This is a genomic window from Streptomyces sp. NRRL B-24085, assembly GCF_001282115.1.
Lineage (GTDB): Bacteria > Actinomycetota > Actinomycetes > Streptomycetales > Streptomycetaceae > Streptomyces.
This window is the reverse complement of the sequence record NZ_LJBR01000096.1, coordinates 1-16,678: the sequence shown is the minus strand read 5'-3', so window position 1 is coordinate 16,678 and position 16,678 is coordinate 1. Positions and strand designations below refer to the sequence as shown.

At 70.6% G+C, this 16,678-nt stretch carries 17 protein-coding genes, 1 pseudogene and 1 riboswitch; of the genes and pseudogenes, 12 read left to right on the top strand and 6 right to left on the bottom strand.

From position 1 onward, the window contains the following. Positions 1 to 188: 188 nt before the first annotated feature. Complete coding sequence (gene whiG / locus AOJ26_RS13210) at positions 189 to 1,031, top strand: RNA polymerase sigma factor WhiG (protein ID WP_053848449.1); 843 nt, start codon at positions 189 to 191, stop codon at positions 1,029 to 1,031. A 105-nt stretch (positions 1,032 to 1,136) separates the two neighbouring features. Then, entirely contained in the window at positions 1,137 to 1,694 is a 558-nt protein-coding gene (locus tag AOJ26_RS13205; protein ID WP_053848448.1) for a TetR/AcrR family transcriptional regulator, read from the top strand. A gap of 85 nt (positions 1,695 to 1,779) precedes the next feature. Here AOJ26_RS13205 and AOJ26_RS13200 read toward each other — a convergent pair. Further along, a pseudogene (locus AOJ26_RS13200) lies at positions 1,780 to 2,316 on the bottom strand (murein hydrolase activator EnvC family protein); the annotation flags it as partial. Between the two features lie 341 nt (positions 2,317 to 2,657). Here AOJ26_RS13200 and rpsB point away from each other — a divergent pair. The 5 genes from rpsB to AOJ26_RS13175 all read left to right on the top strand — a co-directional run bounded on the left by rpsB (position 2,658) and on the right by AOJ26_RS13175 (position 7,356). Beyond that, positions 2,658 to 3,563 carry a 30S ribosomal protein S2 gene (gene rpsB, locus AOJ26_RS13195; protein ID WP_053848446.1) on the top strand — a complete coding sequence of 302 codons (906 nt, stop codon included), beginning with the start codon at positions 2,658 to 2,660 and terminating at the stop codon, positions 3,561 to 3,563. A 134-nt stretch (positions 3,564 to 3,697) separates the two neighbouring features. Next, entirely contained in the window at positions 3,698 to 4,534 is an 837-nt protein-coding gene (gene tsf / locus AOJ26_RS13190; RefSeq protein WP_053848445.1) for a translation elongation factor Ts, read from the top strand. A 188-nt stretch (positions 4,535 to 4,722) separates the two neighbouring features. Continuing rightward, positions 4,723 to 5,481: a UMP kinase gene (pyrH, locus tag AOJ26_RS13185; RefSeq protein ID WP_053848444.1), complete on the top strand. Its 759-nt coding sequence runs from the start codon at positions 4,723 to 4,725 to the stop codon at positions 5,479 to 5,481. Positions 5,482 to 5,629: 148 nt separating this feature from the next. Continuing rightward, a complete protein-coding gene (frr, locus tag AOJ26_RS13180) occupies positions 5,630 to 6,187 on the top strand; it encodes a ribosome recycling factor (RefSeq protein ID WP_053848470.1) in 558 nt (185 codons plus the stop codon). Beyond that, a complete protein-coding gene (locus AOJ26_RS13175) occupies positions 6,187 to 7,356 on the top strand; it encodes a phosphatidate cytidylyltransferase (RefSeq protein ID WP_053848443.1) in 1,170 nt (389 codons plus the stop codon). Before frr ends, AOJ26_RS13175 begins: the two co-directional genes overlap by 1 nt. 112 nt (positions 7,357 to 7,468) lie before the next feature. Here AOJ26_RS13175 and AOJ26_RS13170 read toward each other — a convergent pair whose 3' ends face one another. Further along, complete coding sequence (locus AOJ26_RS13170) at positions 7,469 to 7,690, bottom strand: hypothetical protein (RefSeq protein WP_063790271.1); 222 nt, start codon at positions 7,688 to 7,690, stop codon at positions 7,469 to 7,471. 100 nt (positions 7,691 to 7,790) lie between these two features. On the opposite strand from AOJ26_RS13170, the gene rlmN reads away from it, so the two are divergent. The 5 genes from rlmN to AOJ26_RS13145 all read left to right on the top strand — a co-directional run bounded on the left by rlmN (position 7,791) and on the right by AOJ26_RS13145 (position 13,573). Then, on the top strand, positions 7,791 to 8,897 hold the full coding sequence (gene rlmN / locus AOJ26_RS13165; protein WP_053848442.1) for a 23S rRNA (adenine(2503)-C(2))-methyltransferase RlmN: 1,107 nt from the start codon (positions 7,791 to 7,793) through the stop codon (positions 8,895 to 8,897). A 23-nt stretch (positions 8,898 to 8,920) separates the two neighbouring features. After that, positions 8,921 to 9,028: riboswitch (TPP riboswitch) on the top strand. Then, entirely contained in the window at positions 9,025 to 10,101 is a 1,077-nt protein-coding gene (locus AOJ26_RS13160) for a thiamine ABC transporter substrate-binding protein (RefSeq protein ID WP_053848441.1), read from the top strand. Its footprint overlaps the riboswitch before it by 4 nt. A 44-nt stretch (positions 10,102 to 10,145) precedes the next feature. Continuing rightward, entirely contained in the window at positions 10,146 to 11,747 is a 1,602-nt protein-coding gene (locus tag AOJ26_RS13155) for an ABC transporter permease (RefSeq protein WP_053848440.1), read from the top strand. Further along, a complete protein-coding gene (locus AOJ26_RS13150; RefSeq protein ID WP_053848439.1) occupies positions 11,747 to 12,772 on the top strand; it encodes an ABC transporter ATP-binding protein in 1,026 nt (341 codons plus the stop codon). The genes AOJ26_RS13155 and AOJ26_RS13150 overlap by 1 nt, the downstream gene beginning before the upstream one ends. 24 nt (positions 12,773 to 12,796) lie before the next feature. Continuing rightward, positions 12,797 to 13,573 (top strand): maleylpyruvate isomerase family mycothiol-dependent enzyme, encoded by a 777-nt coding sequence (locus AOJ26_RS13145; RefSeq protein ID WP_053848438.1) that lies wholly within the window; start codon positions 12,797 to 12,799, stop codon positions 13,571 to 13,573. 62 nt (positions 13,574 to 13,635) lie between these two features. Here the strand turns inward: AOJ26_RS13145 and AOJ26_RS13140 are convergent, their stop codons facing one another. The 4 genes from AOJ26_RS13140 to AOJ26_RS13125 all read right to left on the bottom strand — a co-directional run. Beyond that, on the bottom strand, positions 13,636 to 14,334 hold the full coding sequence (locus AOJ26_RS13140) for an LAETG motif-containing sortase-dependent surface protein (protein ID WP_053848437.1): 699 nt from the start codon (positions 14,332 to 14,334) through the stop codon (positions 13,636 to 13,638). Between the two features lie 141 nt (positions 14,335 to 14,475). Next, a complete protein-coding gene (locus AOJ26_RS13135) occupies positions 14,476 to 15,597 on the bottom strand; it encodes an LOG family protein (protein WP_053848436.1) in 1,122 nt (373 codons plus the stop codon). A gap of 37 nt (positions 15,598 to 15,634) precedes the next feature. After that, positions 15,635 to 16,054, bottom strand: a complete 420-nt coding sequence (locus AOJ26_RS13130; protein ID WP_053848435.1) for a VOC family protein — start codon at positions 16,052 to 16,054, stop codon at positions 15,635 to 15,637. A gap of 85 nt (positions 16,055 to 16,139) precedes the next feature. Then, positions 16,140 to 16,678, bottom strand: a 539-nt coding sequence (locus AOJ26_RS13125) for a hypothetical protein (RefSeq protein WP_107092827.1), incomplete at its 5' end; no start/stop codon positions are given.

Here is a 16,678-nt window from a genome sequence, read left to right as displayed (position 1 = left end):
TGGGGTGTTCCGTTGATCACACAGGGCGACGACAGCGCCTCGCGGATGCGGTCCGCGGAACGCGTCCGCGCGTGGACCCGGGCACACTGTTTGCGCACTGCGACTCTTCAGTCACGCTACGCTCACGGGGATTCCGACGCACTCCACGTACAACGCGTACTTCACGGCAGAACGGCACAAGGCGACGAATGCCCCAGCACACTTCCGGGTCCGACCGGGCGGCGATCCCCGCGGCCGCCCGTGACGGTGGCAGCGTGCGGCCGCCCGCTCCCTCCACGCTCGAAGAGCTGTGGCGGTCGTACAAGGCCACGGGAGACGAGCGGCTGCGAGAGCAGCTCATCCTGCACTACTCACCGCTCGTGAAGTACGTGGCCGGGCGGGTGAGCGTGGGCCTGCCGCCCAATGTCGAGCAGGCGGACTTCGTCTCCTCGGGGGTCTTCGGGCTCATCGACGCGATCGAGAAGTTCGACGTCGACCGGGAGATCAAGTTCGAGACGTACGCGATCACCCGGATCCGGGGCGCGATGATCGACGAACTGCGGGCGCTCGACTGGATCCCGCGGTCCGTGCGGCAGAAGGCCCGCAACGTCGAGCGGGCGTACGCGACCCTTGAGGCGCGCCTGCGGCGGACGCCGACGGAGGGGGAGGTCGCCGGCGAGCTGGGCATCGCGGTCGACGATCTCCACGCGGTCTTCAGCCAGTTGTCGCTGGCCAACGTGGTGGCGCTGGAGGAGCTGCTGCACGTCGGCGGCGAGGGCGGCGACCGGCTCAGCCTCATGGACACGCTGGAGGACACCGCCGCGGACAACCCCGTGGAGGTCGCCGAGGACCGCGAGCTCAGACGGTTCCTGGCGCGGGCCATCAACACGCTGCCCGAGCGGGAGAAGACGGTCGTGACCCTCTACTACTACGAGGGCCTCACGCTCGCCGAGATCGGCAACGTGCTGGGGGTGACCGAGAGCAGGGTCAGCCAGATCCACACCAAGTCGGTGCTCCAGTTGCGGGCGAAGCTGGCCAGTTTCGGCCGCTGACCTGGCCTGACGGGCTTCCGGCCGGCGCTGGTCGGAGGGAGTGACTCCCGTCGGCACCGGTCCGTCCGTACAGTGGTTGACGTGCCAAGGATTCGAGCGGCCTCCGTGGCCGAGCACCGGTCGATGCAGCGAGCCGCCCTGCTGGACGCGGCTCGCTCTCTGCTGTCCGAGGGCGGTACGGAGGCGCTGACCTTCCCGGCCCTCGCCGAGCGGACGGGGCTCGCGCGGTCGTCCGTGTACGAGTATTTCCGGTCGCGGGCCGCCGTGGTCGAGGAGCTGTGCGAGGTCGACTTCCCGGTGTGGGCCGCGGAGGTGTCGGCCGCGATGGAGCGGGAGCCCTCGCCCGAGGGCAAGGTCGAGGCGTATGTGCGGCAGCAGCTGGCGCTGGTCGGAGACCGGCGGCACCGGGCCGTCGTCGCCATCTCCGCGAGCGAGCTGGACGCGGGGGCGCGGGAGAAGATCCGGGCGGCGCACGGGGGGCTGGTGGCGATGATCGTCTCGGCGCTCGACGAGATGGGGCACGCGCAGCCCCGGCTCGCGGCGATGCTGGTGCAGGGGGTCGTGGACGCGGCGGTGCGGAGGATCGAGCTGGGGGCGGCGGAGGAGCCCTCGGTGATCACCGAGGCCGCGGTCTCCATGGCGCTGCGGGGCGTGCGGGGCTGAGCGCGGGGCGGGCTCGCCCGCCGGCGCTCGCCTGGTGCCGTTGCGCCCACCCGTGCCGCCCCGGCGGCACCGCTGCCCGCAGCTGAGGCAGCGGAACGCCCAGGACGGGGAGCAGTCTCGACGGCCCCCTGCGCAGGAGCCAGGGCGGTAGCAGAGACAGGGGGTCCAGGTAGGTCTCGCCCCTTCTCAAGCCCCAGTGGACGCAGGCAGTCATGCAGTGGGAGCCCGTCGGGTCCACCGTGCCGATCACCTCGCCCGCCTCCACCTCGGCGCCCTTGTCCACCGACGCCGTCACCGGTTCGTAGGTCGTGCGGAGGTCCGTCCCCGTCAGTTCCACGGACACCGCTCCCTTTCCCGCCACCCGGCCCGCGAAGGAGACCCGGCCCGCCGCCACCGCCCGTACCGGGGTGCCCGCGGGTGCCGCCAGGTCCACGCCCCGGTGGCCGCGGCCGTACACCGTCGCCGGCGGTTCCCAGCCGCGCAGGACCGCAGGACGGGAGCCCACCGGCCAGGTGCGCCCCACCACCGGCACCGAGGTGTCCGTGCCCGCCGGCTCCAGCGGGGTCGCCGGGGGCGGCGGGCGCAGCGGCAGCGCCGCCAGGAACAGCAGCAACCCCAGCACCAGCAACCCCAGCGCCGCCAGGACCGGCAGCAAGCCCAGCCCGTACCCCGCACATCGTTTCGCTCGCATCCCCGAACCGTGCCGCAACCGGCCGTAGAACGGCGGGGACCTGTGGAGTACTCCCGGGTTGTGGACAGCGGCGTCACCCGGTGCCCCGCCGGTCCCGTACACTTCTTCTGGCGATCCGGGTCACCGGGTCGACTTCGCACGCCCCGACATCAGGCCGTCACGCGGTCGGTGTCAGCGCCTCTCGGTCCTTTGCGGCAAGGCGCGTCGCGGGCGTCAGGCGCGGGAGCCCTCCGGTTCCCGCGGTACAACCGAGAAAACCAAGGAGAACGGCCATGGCCGTCGTCACGATGCGGGAGCTGCTGGAGAGCGGCGTCCACTTCGGTCACCAGACCCGTCGTTGGAACCCGAAGATGAAGCGCTTCATCTTCACGGAGCGCAACGGCATCTACATCATCGACCTGCTCCAGTCGCTGTCGTACATCGACCGCGCCTACGAGTTCGTCAAGGAGACCGTCGCCCACGGCGGCACGGTCATGTTCGTCGGCACGAAGAAGCAGGCGCAGGAGGCCATCGCCGAGCAGGCCACCCGCGTCGGCATGCCCTACGTCAACCAGCGCTGGCTGGGCGGCATGCTCACCAACTTCTCGACCGTCTACAAGCGTCTGCAGCGCCTCAAGGAGCTCGAGCAGATCGACTTCGAGGACGTCGCCGCCTCGGGTCTGACCAAGAAGGAGCTCCTGGTCCTCTCGCGTGAGAAGGCCAAGCTCGAGAAGACCCTCGGTGGTATCCGCGAGATGCAGAAGGTGCCCAGCGCCGTCTGGATCGTGGACACCAAGAAGGAGCACATCGCGGTCGGCGAGGCCCGGAAGCTCAACATCCCGGTCGTCGCCATCCTCGACACCAACTGCGACCCCGACGAGGTCGACTACAAGATCCCGGGCAACGACGACGCGATCCGCTCCGTCACCCTGCTCACCCGCGTGATCGCCGACGCCGTCGCCGAGGGCCTCATCAGCCGCTCGCGCGTCGCCACCGGTGACAAGGGCGAGAAGGCCGCGGGCGAGCCGCTCGCCGAGTGGGAGCGCGACCTGCTCGAGGGCGGCGAGAAGAAGGCCGAGGAGGCTCCCGCCGCCGAGGCGCCCGCCGCTGCCGAGGCCCCGGCCGCCGAGGCTCCGGCGGAGGCCGCTGCCGAGGCCCCCGCTGCCGAGGCTCCCGCCGCCGAGGCCGAGCAGGCCTGATCAGTCAGCGTTGACGGCGGGAGCGGCCGACATCCGGTTCGCTCCCGCCGTTCACCCATAGGTTCGCGATCCACATCTTCCCGTGGATCGTGGACCGGGCAGATCTCCCGACTTCGAGAAAGATTCACAGACTCATGGCGAACTACACCGCCGCCGACGTCAAGAAGCTCCGTGAGCTCACCGGCGCCGGCATGATGGACTGCAAGAAGGCGCTGGACGAGGCCGAGGGCGACGTCGAGAAGGCCGTCGAGGCGCTCCGGATCAAGGGCCAGAAGGGCGTCGCCAAGCGCGAGGGCCGCTCCGCCGAGAACGGCGCCGTGGTCTCCATCATCGCCGACGACAACTCCTCCGGCGTCCTCGTCGAGCTCAAGTGCGAGACCGACTTCGTCGCCAAGGGCGAGAAGTTCCAGGCCGTCGCCGACAAGATCGCGCAGCACGTCGCCGCGACCTCCCCGGCCGACCTGGAGGCCCTGCTCGCCTCCGAGATCGAGGCCGGCAAGACCGTCCAGGCGTACGTGGACGAGGCCAACGCCAACCTCGGCGAGAAGATCGTCCTGGACCGCTTCGCGCAGTTCGCCGACGGTTACGTGACCGCGTACATGCACCGCACGATGCCCGACCTGCCCCCGCAGATCGGTGTCCTCGTCGAGCTGGACAAGCCGGACGCGGAGACCGCGCGCGGTGTCGCCCAGCACATCGCCGCCTTCGCGCCGAAGTACCTCTCCAAGGAGGACGTGCCGGCCGAGGTCGTCGAGTCCGAGCGCCGCATCGCCGAGGAGACCACCCGCGCCGAGGGCAAGCCCGAGGCCGCGATCGCCAAGATCGTCGAGGGTCGCGTCAACGGCTTCTTCAAGGACGCCACGCTGCTCGGTCAGCCGTACGCGCTCGACCCCAAGAAGTCGGTCCAGAAGGTCCTGGACGAGGCCGGTGTCACCCTGAAGCGCTTCACGCGTATCAAGGTCGGCATCTGAGTCCGTACCGCGAGCGACGCGCGGGCCCTATAGGGTCGTCAGCAGTCGTCCGGTACGCCGCCACGCACGCGCGTGGCGGACGACAGCAGATCTGACGAGGAGGCCATTGCCGCGCATGGGATGCGAACCAGTTCCCACCGGCAGTGGCCTTCTTCGTATGTGCAACAGGTGAAAGAGGCGGGATCCCCATGACCACCAAGGCCCAGAAGAGCGACGACGGCAAAGTACGCGGCCGGTTTCTGCTGAAGCTGTCCGGAGAGGCGTTCGCCGGTGGCGGGGGCCTGGGTGTGGACCCCGACGTGGTGCACAAGATCGCCCGCGAGATCGCCGCCGTCGTCCGGGACGGCGCCGAGATCGCCGTCGTCATCGGCGGCGGCAACTTCTTCCGGGGTGCCGAACTCCAGCAGCGCGGCATGGACCGGGCCCGCTCGGACTACATGGGCATGCTCGGCACCGTGATGAACTGCCTCGCCCTCCAGGACTTCCTGGAGAAGGAGGGCATCGACAGCCGGGTGCAGACCGCCATCACCATGGGCCAGGTCGCCGAGCCGTACATCCCGCTGCGGGCCGTGCGCCACCTGGAGAAGGGCCGCGTGGTCATCTTCGGCGCCGGTATGGGCATGCCGTACTTCTCCACCGACACCACCGCCGCGCAGCGCGCCCTGGAGATCGACGCCGAGGCGCTGCTCATGGGCAAGAACGGCGTGGACGGGGTCTACGACTCCGACCCGAAGACCAACCCCGACGCCGTCAAGTTCGACGCCCTCGGCTACGGCGAGGTCATCACCCGTGACCTCAAGGTCGCCGACGCCACCGCCATCACGCTGTGCCGGGACAACAAGCTCCCGATCCTGGTGTTCGAGCTCCTGGCGGAGGGAAATATCGCGCGAGCCGTCAAGGGTGAGAAGATCGGCACGCTTGTGGGTGAGCAGGGCAGCCGGGACTGACCCGGGGATGTCCCCGGTCCCTGACCGGGGGATGGACAATGTCCTGCCGGTCGGGAACCGTGCAGGAAGAAGACGCGACGCAGCCGGCCGCCGCCCCCACGCACATGGAACAGCAGCCGGGCCTACTCAAGACACGCAGGAGCAAGTGGTGATCGAAGAGACCCTCCTCGAGGCCGAGGAGAAGATGGAGAAGGCCGTCGTGGTCGCCAAGGAGGACTTCGCCGCGATCCGTACCGGGCGTGCGCACCCGGCGATGTTCAACAAGATCGTGGCCGACTACTACGGCGCGCCGACGCCGATCAACCAGTTGGCCTCGTTCTCCGTGCCGGAGCCGCGCATGGCCGTGGTGACCCCGTTCGACAAGTCCGCGCTGCGCAACATCGAGCAGGCGATCCGCGACTCCGACCTGGGCGTCAACCCGAGCAACGACGGCAACATCATCCGAGTGGTGTTCCCCGAGCTCACCGAGGAGCGCCGCCGCGACTACATCAAGGTGGCCCGGGGCAAGGCCGAGGACTCGCGCGTGTCCATCCGCTCGGTCCGCCGCAAGGCCAAGGACGCGATCGACAAGCTCGTCAAGGACGGCGAGGTCGGCGAGGACGAGGGCCGCCGTGCGGAGAAGGAGCTCGACGACGCGACGCACAAGTACGTCGCTCAGGTGGACGAGCTCCTCAAGCACAAGGAAGCGGAGCTTCTCGAGGTCTGATGAACGACTCTTCCTGGGCGACGCCGCCCCACGCCGGGTACTGGGGGCCGTCCGACCAGGGGCCTGTCCAGGGGGCTGCCCCGGCGGGTCCCGCGTACGATGCGCATGACGCGCAGCACACTCGGCCCATGCCCATCGTGCCCGACGGACCCGCCGTACCCCCGTACGGCGACGCCCAGGATGACGACCGGGGGGCCGCTCGGCTGAGTGGTCCCTTGTTCCGCGACGAGGCGTCCCGCCACGGGACGTTCCGTGAAGACACCGCATCGGCGCAGCCCTACGCGGCGGCACCGCAGACGCAGAATCCGGAGCCCATGCCCGACTCCTCGCAGCCGGCGCCCGCGCCGCAGAAGAAGAGCGCGGGGCGGGACCTGGGTGCGGCCATAGGGGTCGGTGTCGGACTCGGCGTCGTGATCATCGCGTCGCTGTTCTTCGTCAAGGCCGCGTTCGTCGGCGTGATAGCGGTCGCCGTCGTGGTCGGGCTGTGGGAGCTGACGAAGCGGCTGGAGGAACGCAAGGGCATCAAGGCGCCGCTCGTGCCGCTGGCGCTCGGCGGGGCCGCGATGGTCGTCTCGGGGTACGTCCGGGGCGCGGAGGGTGCCTGGGTGGCCATGGCGCTCACGGCACTCGCGGTCCTCGTCTGGCGGATGACGGAACCGCCGGAGGGCTACCTCAAGGACGTCACGGCGGGTGTCTTCGCGGCGTTCTACGTCCCGTTCCTGGCCACGTTCGTCGCGATGATGCTGACGGCCGAGGACGGGGCCGCACGTGTCCTGACCTTCCTGCTCCTGACCGTCGTCAGCGACACCGGCGCCTACGCGGTCGGCTGGCGCTTCGGCACCCACAAGCTCGCGCCGCGCATCAGCCCCGGCAAGACCCGGGAGGGCCTGGTCGGAGCGGTGGCGTTCGCGATGGCCGCGGGTGCGCTGTGCATGGAGTTCCTGATCGACGACGGCGCGTGGTGGCAGGGCCTGCTGCTCGGGCTGGCGGTCGCGGCCAGCGCGACGCTGGGTGACCTCGGCGAGTCGATGATCAAGCGGGACCTCGGCATCAAGGACATGGGCACGCTGCTGCCGGGCCATGGCGGCATCATGGACCGCCTGGACTCCCTGCTGCCGACGGCACCGGTGGTGTGGCTGCTGCTGGTGCTGTTCGTGGGTTCGGGCTGACTTCTCCTGTACGGCCTCGCGGCCCCCGTCCTGATCTCAGGGCGGGGGCCGCGTCGTCAGGGCCGCCTTCCCTGGGGAGGGCGCCCAGGCTTCGGCGGCACCGGGCGTAGCCCTACGCGAACGGGGACAGCCCCTTGCTCTCCAGGTGGGCGAGCAACGCATCCAGGCATGCGTCGGGCCTCGCCAGATCGGCACGGAAGAACGAGTCCTCGCCGAGTGCCCCACCGCTGACGATGACCATCCACGCCGCCCGTCGCTCGACCATGCGGTCACCGTCGACCTTGAACACGGTCGTGACGCCGCGCTCGGCCAGCCACTCCATCAGTTCAAGCATGTCCACTTGCACCCCTCCGAAGTGATCATCGCACCAGGTGACCACCCCCACCCCGCTCCGGCCCGGGCTCCCCGCATTGATCTGCCACACTGGAAGGGTTATGCCTGCACCCGGAGAACTCACTTTCGTCGCCCCCCGCGGGGCCAAGAAGCCGCCGCGGCACCTCGCTGATCTCACTCCTGCCGAGCGCAAGGAGGTCGTGGCGGGGATCGGGGAGAAGCCGTTCCGCGCCAAGCAGCTCTCGCAGCACTACTTCGCGCGGTACGCGCACGACCCGGCGGAGTGGACGGACATCCCGGCCGGTGCGCGCGGCAAGCTCCAGGAGGCGCTGCTTCCCGAGCTCATGACCGTCGTACGGCATCTGTCGACCGACCAGGGGACCACGCGCAAGACGTTGTGGCGGCTGTTCGACGGGACGCTCGTGGAGTCGGTGCTCATGCGGTACCCGGACCGGGTGACCATGTGCATCAGCTCGCAGGCCGGCTGCGGGATGAACTGCCCCTTCTGTGCCACCGGACAGGCGGGACTGGACCGGAATCTGTCCACCGCCGAGATCGTCCACCAGATCGTGGACGGGATGCGGGCGCTGCGGGACGGCGAGGTTCCGGGCGGGCCCGCGCGACTGTCCAACATCGTCTTCATGGGCATGGGCGAGCCGCTCGCCAACTACAAGCGGGTCGTCGGAGCCATCCGCGCGCTCACCGATCCCGCCCCCGACGGGCTCGGGCTCTCCCAGCGCGGCATCACCGTGTCGACGGTAGGGCTCGTGCCCGCCATCCAGCGGTTCTCCGACGAGGGCTTCAAGTGCCGGCTCGCGATCTCTCTGCACGCCCCCGACGACGAGCTGCGCGACACCCTCGTCCCGGTGAACACGCGGTGGAAGGTGCGCGAGGTCCTCGACGCCGGGTTCGAGTACGTCGAGAAGTCCGGGCGGCGGCTCAGCATCGAGTACGCGCTCATCCGGGACATCAACGACCAGGCGTGGCGCGGGGACCGGCTCGGGCGGCTGCTCAGGGGCAAGCCCGTGCACGTCAACCTCATCCCGCTGAACCCCACTCCGGGGTCGAAGTGGACGGCCTCCCGGCCCGAGGACGAGAAGGCGTTCGTCGAGGCCATCGCCGCCCACGGGGTGCCGGTGACCATCAGGGACACCCGTGGGCAGGAGATCGACGGGGCCTGTGGTCAGCTCGCCGCCACCGAGCGGTAGTCTGACGTTCGTACGTACATCTACATATCCGACAGGGGAGCGCGACAGCGCTGAGAGTGCGGCGATCGGGCCGCAGACCCTCTGAACCTCGCCCAGGTCATTCTGGGTAGGAAGTTCGGTCATCACCGTGAACAACAAGAAGTTCTTCGCTGCCGTCGTCGGCCTCGGCCTGGTCACGCTGTCCGCGTGCGGGTCCTCGTCCGACGACAGCACCGGCTCCGGCTCCGAGTCCAAGACCGTCACCCTGGTCAGCCACGACTCCTGGGCCGTCTCCAAGAACGTCCTCGCCGACTTCGAGAAGAAGTCCGGCTACGAGGTCAAGGTCCTGGAGGACGGCGACGCCGGGCAGGCAGTCAACAAGGCCATCCTCACCAAGGACAACCCGCAGGGCGACGTCTTCTTCGGCGTCGACAACACCCTGCTCTCCCGCGCGCTCGACAACGGTCTCTTCCAGCCGTACGAGGCCAAGGGCGCCGACACGGTCAAGGCGGGGTACCGCGTCGACGGCGACAAGGTCACGCCCGTCGACACCGGCGACATCTGCGTCAACTACGACAAGGCGTACTTCGCCGAGCACAAGCTCGCGCCGCCGACGTCGTACGACGATCTGGTCAAGCCCGCCTACAAGAACCTCCTCGTCACCGAGAACGCCTCCACCTCCTCGCCGGGGCTCGGCTTCCTGCTCGGGACCGCCGCGAAGTACGGGGACGACGGCTGGGAGGGCTACTGGAAGAAGCTCAAGGCCAACGGCGTCAAGGTCGTCGACGGCTGGGAGCAGGCCTACAACGAGGAGTTCTCCGGGTCGGCCGGAGGCAAGAAGGCCAAGGCCGACCGGCCGCTCGTGGTCTCGTACGCCTCCTCGCCGCCCGCCGAGGTGATCTACGCCGATCCCAGGCCGAAGACCGCGCCCACCGGGGTCGCCGACGGCACCTGCTTCCGGCAGACCGAGTACGCCGGACTGCTGAGCAACGCCAAGAACAGCAAGGGCGGCAAGGCGTTCCTGGACTTCCTGCTCACCAAGGAGTTCCAGCAGGACATGCCGCTCAACATGTTCGTGTACCCGGTCGTCGAGGGCGCCCAGGTGCCCGCCGAGTTCACGCAGTACGGTCCGCAGGCCGAGGATCCCGAGACCATGGACCCGGCGAAGATCGCCGACCACCGTGACGACTGGGTCAAGTCGTGGACCTCGCTGGTTCTGAAGTAAGGCCCCGCAAGCCCCTCCACAGCGCGGCGGCGCGGCTCGGACTCGTGGCCGTGCCCGTCGCGTTCTTCGCCGTCTTCTTCGCCTATCCCGTCGCCGCGATCGTCACGCGCGGGCTCAAGACCGGCGGGACCTGGCAGTTCGGCAGGATCACCGAGGTCCTCGCGCAGCCGGACATCCGGCACGTGCTGTGGTTCACCACCTGGCAGGCGCTCGCCTCCACCGCGCTCACGCTCCTGATCGCGCTCCCCGGCGCGTACGTCTTCGCGCGCTTCGACTTCCCGGGCAAGCAGGTGCTGCGGGCCGTGGTCACCGTCCCCTTCGTGCTGCCGACGGTCGTCGTCGGTACGGCCTTCCTGGCGCTCGTCGGCCGGGGCGGACTGCTCGACGAGTGGTGGGGCGTACGGCTGGACACCACCGTGTGGGCGATCCTGCTCGCGCACGTCTTCTTCAACTACGCGGTCGTCGTACGGACCGTCGGCGGACTGTGGGCCCAGCTGGACCCGCGCCAGGAGGAGGCCGCGCGGATGCTGGGCGCGTCCCGGCTCAAAGCCTGGCGGACGGTCACCTTGCCCGCCCTCGCGCCCGCCGTGGCCGCCGCCGCGCTGATGGTCTTCCTGTTCACCTTCACCTCCTTCGGTGTCGTGCAGATCCTCGGCGGGCCGACCTTCTCGACCCTGGAAGTGGAGATCTACCGGCAGACCTCCGAGATCTTCGACCTGTCCACGGCCGCCGTGCTGACGCTCATCCAGTTCGTCGCGGTGGGCGCGGTCCTCGCCGTGCACGCGTGGACCGTGCGGCGCCGGGAGACCGCGCTGCGGCTCGTGGACGCGTCCGTGACCGCCCGGCGGCCGCGCGGCGCGGGGGAGCGGGGTCTGCTGGCCGCCGTCGTGGGCTGTGTCGCCGTACTCCTCGTGCTGCCGCTCGCGGTGCTGGTGCAGCGCTCGCTCGACGCCTCTGACTTCGGCTACTACCGGGCGCTGACCCACGGCGACGGCGGGGTCTTCCTCGTCGCGCCGATCGAGGCGGTCGGGAACTCCCTGGAGTACGCCCTCGCCGCGACCGGCATCGCGGTGGCGGTCGGGGGACTCGCCGCGGCGGCGCTGACGCGGCGGGACGCGGGGCGGTTCGTACGGGGTTTCGACGCGCTGCTGATGCTCCCGCTCGGGGTGTCCGCGGTGACCGTGGGCTTCGGGTTCCTGATCTCCCTCGACGAGCCGCCGCTGGACCTCAGGCAGTCGTGGATCCTGGTGCCGCTCGCGCAGGCGCTGGTCGGGGTGCCGTTCGTGGTGCGGACCATGCTGCCCGTGCTGCGGGCCGTGGACCACCGGCTGCGGGAGGCCGCGGCCGTGCTCGGCGCCTCGCCGTGGCGGGTGTGGCGGGAGGTCGATCTGCCCATGGTGCGGCGGGCGTTGCTGATCGCGGCGGGCTTCGCCTTCGCCGTGTCGCTGGGCGAGTTCGGGGCGACCGTGTTCATCGCACGGCCCGACAACCCGACCCTGCCGGTCGCCGTGGCCCGGCTGCTCGGGCGGGCCGGGGACCTCAACTACGGCCAGGCGATGGCTCTTTCGACGATCCTGATGGTGGTGTGCGCGGTGGCGCTCCTGGTGCTCGAACGGCTGCGGACCGACCGGACCGGGGAGTTCTGATGCTGCTGAGCCTTGCGGACGCGACGGTCCGGTTCGGCGGGCGGGCCGTCCTCGACGGGGCCGGTCTCGACGTCGCCGAGCACGAGATCGTGTGTGTGCTCGGGCCGAGCGGGAGCGGGAAGTCGACCCTGCTGCGGGCCGTGGCCGGGCTCCAGCCGCTGGACTCCGGGCGGGTGTTGCTCGACGGGCGCGACCAGGGCGGGGTGCCCGCGCACAAGCGCGGGGTGGGACTGATGTTCCAGGACCACCAGCTGTTCCCGCAGCGGGACGTCGGCGCCAACGTGGCCTTCGGACTGCGGATGCACGGCGTGTCCAGGGCGCAGCAGGACGAGCGGGTACGGGAGTTGCTCGCCCTCGTCGGTCTTCCGGGCGCTCCCCGGCGGGCCGTCGCCTCGCTCTCCGGCGGTGAGCAGCAGCGGGTCGCGCTGGCCCGGGCGCTCGCCCCCCGGCCCCGGCTGCTGATGCTCGACGAGCCGCTCGGGCAGTTGGACCGGTCGCTGCGGGAACGGCTGGTCGTGGAACTGCGGGAGCTGTTCGGGCGGTTGGGCACCACTGTGCTCGCGGTCACCCACGACCAGGGGGAGGCCTTCGCGCTCGCCGACCGGGTCGTGGTGATGCGCGACGGCCGGATCGCCCAGTCCGGCACGCCTCTGGAGGTGTGGCAGCGGCCGGCGGACGAGTTCGTGGCCCGCTTCCTCGGCTTCGAGAACGTGGTGGAGGGGACGGTGACGGGCGAGGCGGCGGACACGCCGTGGGGCAAGGTGCCGGTGCCCTCCGGAGCCGCCCAGGGGGTCCGGAGCCTGCTGGTGCGGCCCGCGGGGGTACGGCTCGTGGCCGCCGACGAGGGACTGCGCTGCACGGTCGCCGCGCGCACCTTCAAGGGCACGCACGTCGCCGTTCACCTGCACCCCGCGCAGGGCGACGGGCCGCGGCTGGAGGCCGCGTGTGCGCTCCGCGAGGCGCCGGAGGTCGGGGATACGGTCGGGGTGGAGTTCGACCCGGCGGAAATCGTGGTGCTGGACTGACGGGGGCGGGCCTAGGGTGCGGGCATGACGCCGCTCCCGCACGACCGCTACTGCGACGAGATCGCCCACCAGGTGGGTCTGCTGCGGGCCTTGGTGACCTCCGGGGCCGATCTGTCCGCGACCGTCCCGACCTGCCCGGACTGGTCGCTGGAGCAACTGGTGCGGCACACCGGCGGCGCCCTGCGCTGGGTGGAGCTGATGGTGCGGACCCGGGCGCGGGCGGAAGTGCCCGAGGACCGGGTGCCCTCGGGAGAGGGGCCCGAGGACGCCGGCGCTCTCGACGCGTGGCTCGCCGAAACCGGCGAGATGCTCGTCGCCGCGCTCAGGGAGGCCGGGCCGGACGCCCCCGTGTGGTCCTGGTCCGGCCTTCCCACGTCGGGATTCTGGGCCCGTCGGATGACCCACGAGCTGACCGTTCACCGCGCCGACGCCGCACTCGCCGCCGGGCAGCCCTACGAGGTCGCCGCGGACATCGCCGCCGACGCCGTCGACGAGTGGCTCCAGATCGTGGAGTTCGCGCAGCGGACCATGCCGGACGACGCGGCGGGGGAGCTGCGCGGCCCCGGACGCAGTATCCACCTGCACGCCACCGACGGAACGTGGGGAACGGTGGTCGAGCTCACCGAGGACGTCATCGTCTGGCGGCGCGGGCACGAGAAGGCGACCGTCGCCCTGCGCGGGCCGCTGACCGCCGTCCTGCTCGCCTTCTACCGCCGACTGCCGCTGGACAGCCCGGAGTTGGAGGTCGTGGGGGACCGGAAGCTGCTGGAGTTCTGGCTGGAGCGCGCCACCTTCGGGTGACAGCGCGGCTGTGGCCCGCCCCCGGACCGGGGACGGGCCACAGCTGTTGTTCAGGTACGGCGTCAGCGGCTGCCGGCGCCACGGCGGCGCAGGCCGAAGAACACCGCGCCGCCGCCGAGGGCGACCAGGGCGATGGCGATGCCCGCGATCAGGCCGGTGTTGGAGTTCGCACCGGTCTCGGCGAGGTTGGAGTCGCCGGCCGCGGGCGACGGGGCGTTGCTCTCGGCGGGCGCCGGGGCGGTGGTGCCCTCGGAGGCCGACGGGGTCGGGGTCGGGGACTCCTCGGCCGGGGTGCTGGCGGAGTCCGACGGCGTGGGCGTGGGCGTCGGGGTCGGCGTGTCCTCGGTCTTGCAGGCGGTCGCCGGGGTGGTCAGGTTGGGCTTGATGTCCTCGCCCTTGATGTAGGGCAGGGCCTCGACGTGGATGCGGTACTCGGCGTTGGGCGCCCAGTCCTCCTCGAAGGTGATGGTGGTGCCCTCCTTGGAGCCCTTCACCTTCTGCTCGCCGACCTTCTTGGCGTCGGCGCCGTTGTTCTGCAGGTACACGGAGACGGTGGCCTCGACACCGGCCTTGTCCACGTCGGTGACGGTGATGACACCCTTCTCGCCGTCACACTTGGCCTCGGCGGAGAACTCCTTGATGTTGCAGGCAAGGGCGTTGCTGGAGGCGCTGAGCACGATCGCGGTCGAGGCGGCGGCGACGCCGAGGAAGCGCGCGGCGCGGGAGGTGCGGCGGGATATGGGCGTGAATGCCACGTTCATCCTTCACGGGGTGCGCAAATGCGGGGGGTTGACGAGGTGGTGATGCGACATCACCATCCCCAGGAGTCTCACAGGTCTATAAGCGCTGCATAAGAAGTGTCAACGTGTAGGCGCCTTACAGTCGTTGGCTTTGCCTTCTTATTACCCGGCGAGACGTTTCAGCGCCGCCGGAGCGTCCTCGATCCGGTCAACAAGGGCGATTCGGGCCTCCATCGACCGCTCCCGCGCGAGCGCCTGGAGCAGCGGCCAGGTGGGCAGCTTCTCCGTCCAGTGCGCGCGGTTCACGAGCACCATCGGAGTCGGTTCGCCGCGCGACTCGTAGTAGTTGGGCGTCGCGTTGTCGAAGATCTCCTGCACGGTGCCGGCGGCGCCCGGCAGGAAGACCACCCCCGCGTTCGAGCGGGCGAGCAGACCGTCCTCGCGGGTGGCGTTGGCGAAGTACTTGGCGATGTGCGAGGCGAAGGCGTTCGGCGGCTCGTGCCCGTAGAACCAGGTCGGGATGCCGACGGAGAGGCCGCCCCGGGGCCGGCGGGCGCGGACCTCGAAGGCGGCGCGCGCCCAGTCGGTGATCGAGGGCGTGAACGAGGGTGCCGCGGCCAGGAGTCGGCACGCCTCGTCGAGCGCGGCGTCCTCGAAGGGGGCCGTGTAGGCGCCGAGGTTGGCCGCCTCCATCGCGCCCGGTCCGCCACCGGTGGCCACGGTGAGCCCGGCGCGGGTCAGTTCGCGGCCGAGGCGGGCGGCACCGGCGTACTCCTCGGTGCCGCGGGCCATCGCGTGCCCGCCCATCACCCCCACGACCCTCGCGCCGCGCAGGAGTTCGTCGAGGGCGTCGGAGACGGCGTCGTCGTGGATGGAGCGGAGCATCGACGCGTATATGTCGCCGTCGGACTTGGTCCGCTGGAACCAGGCGTAGGCGAGGGCGTCGGGAGTCTGCTCGTAGCCCTTTTCCAGCCCGTCGAACAACTCGTCCGGGGAGTAGAGCAGTCCGCGGTACGGGTCGAAGGGCAGGTGCGGGACGGGCGGGAAGACCAGGGCGCCGTCTGTGCGGAGCTTCTCCGCCGCGCTCTCCCGCATCGGGCAGCCGAGGAAGACGGCGCCCGCAGTGTCGGTGGCCAGCAACTCCCTTGTCCGGTCCGTCAGATCGACGGACTGGACCCGGAAACCGGCCAGCGTGCCGCGGGCCGGTACGACCGCGTCGAACTCCTCGAGCGTCTCGATCTCACGGTCGTCGTGGTGTGCCGCGTGGGCGGGGCTCGTCTGCACCCGCCCATGCTCGCACGCCGCATCCCGGCCCCGGGGATCAGCCCTGGATCACCGCCGGGTCCATCCACACGACCTCCCAGCCGTGGCCGTCGAGGTCGTTGAAGGAACGGCCGTACATGAAGCCCTGGTCCTGCACGTCGTCGTTGGCCGTACCCCCGGCGGCGACGGCCTTCTCGACCAGCTCGTCCACCTTCGCGCGGCTCTCGGCGCTCAGACAGAGCAGCACCTGGCTGGTCTTCGTCGCGTCCGCGATCTCCTTCTTGGTGAACGTCGCGTAGAACGGCTTCGTGAGCAGCATCGCGACGATCGTCTCGCTGATCACGACGGAGGCCGCCTTGTCGTCGCTGAACTGTTCGTTGAGCGTGTAGCCGAGCCCCGTGTAGAACTTCTTGGAGGCGTCGAGGTCGTTCACGGGCAGGTTGATGAAGATCATCTGCTGGTAGGCCGGCGTGGTCATCGGAGTCTCTCCCATCGGGTGCGTGCGGTACGCGGGGGTAGACGGACGAGGGCGGCACAACTCATCGCTGCCGCGGGATTTTTCTTCAGCCGGTCAGCGGCAGGGCCGCCAGCTCGGCCACGACCAGGGTGAGCGGGCCGAACAGGGCGAGCAGGGCGCCGGCGCGCAGGGCCGCCGCGCTGCGGAGCATGGTCGCGGGGGCGCCGAGCCGGACGAGCGCGGCCGTGGTGTCCGACCTGGCCTGCTTCGCCTCCACGGCGGCGGTGAGCAGCGTGGCGAGCGTGCAGCTCGTCACGAGCAGCAGGCCGAGCGTGGTGAGGGGCCCCACCTCGGGGCCCGTCGGGTCGTACAGCGTCGTCATGGCGTAGGCGCCGGAGGCCACCGCGCAGACGATGCCCAAGGGGCGGCCGATACGGGTGGCCTCGGCCATGAGGACGCGTCCGGCGAGGAGGCGGAGGGCGCCGGGCCGGGTGGACTGGAGGAGACGGCCGCAGAGGTGGGTGAGCCCGGGGCCGGCGAGGGCCAGGCCCACGGCGGTGAGCAGCCAGCCGACGAGGACGGAGGGCGTGCCCGCGAGGCCGCCGGGGAGGGGGGTGGCGGGGGTGCCGCCCTGACGGTTGGCGT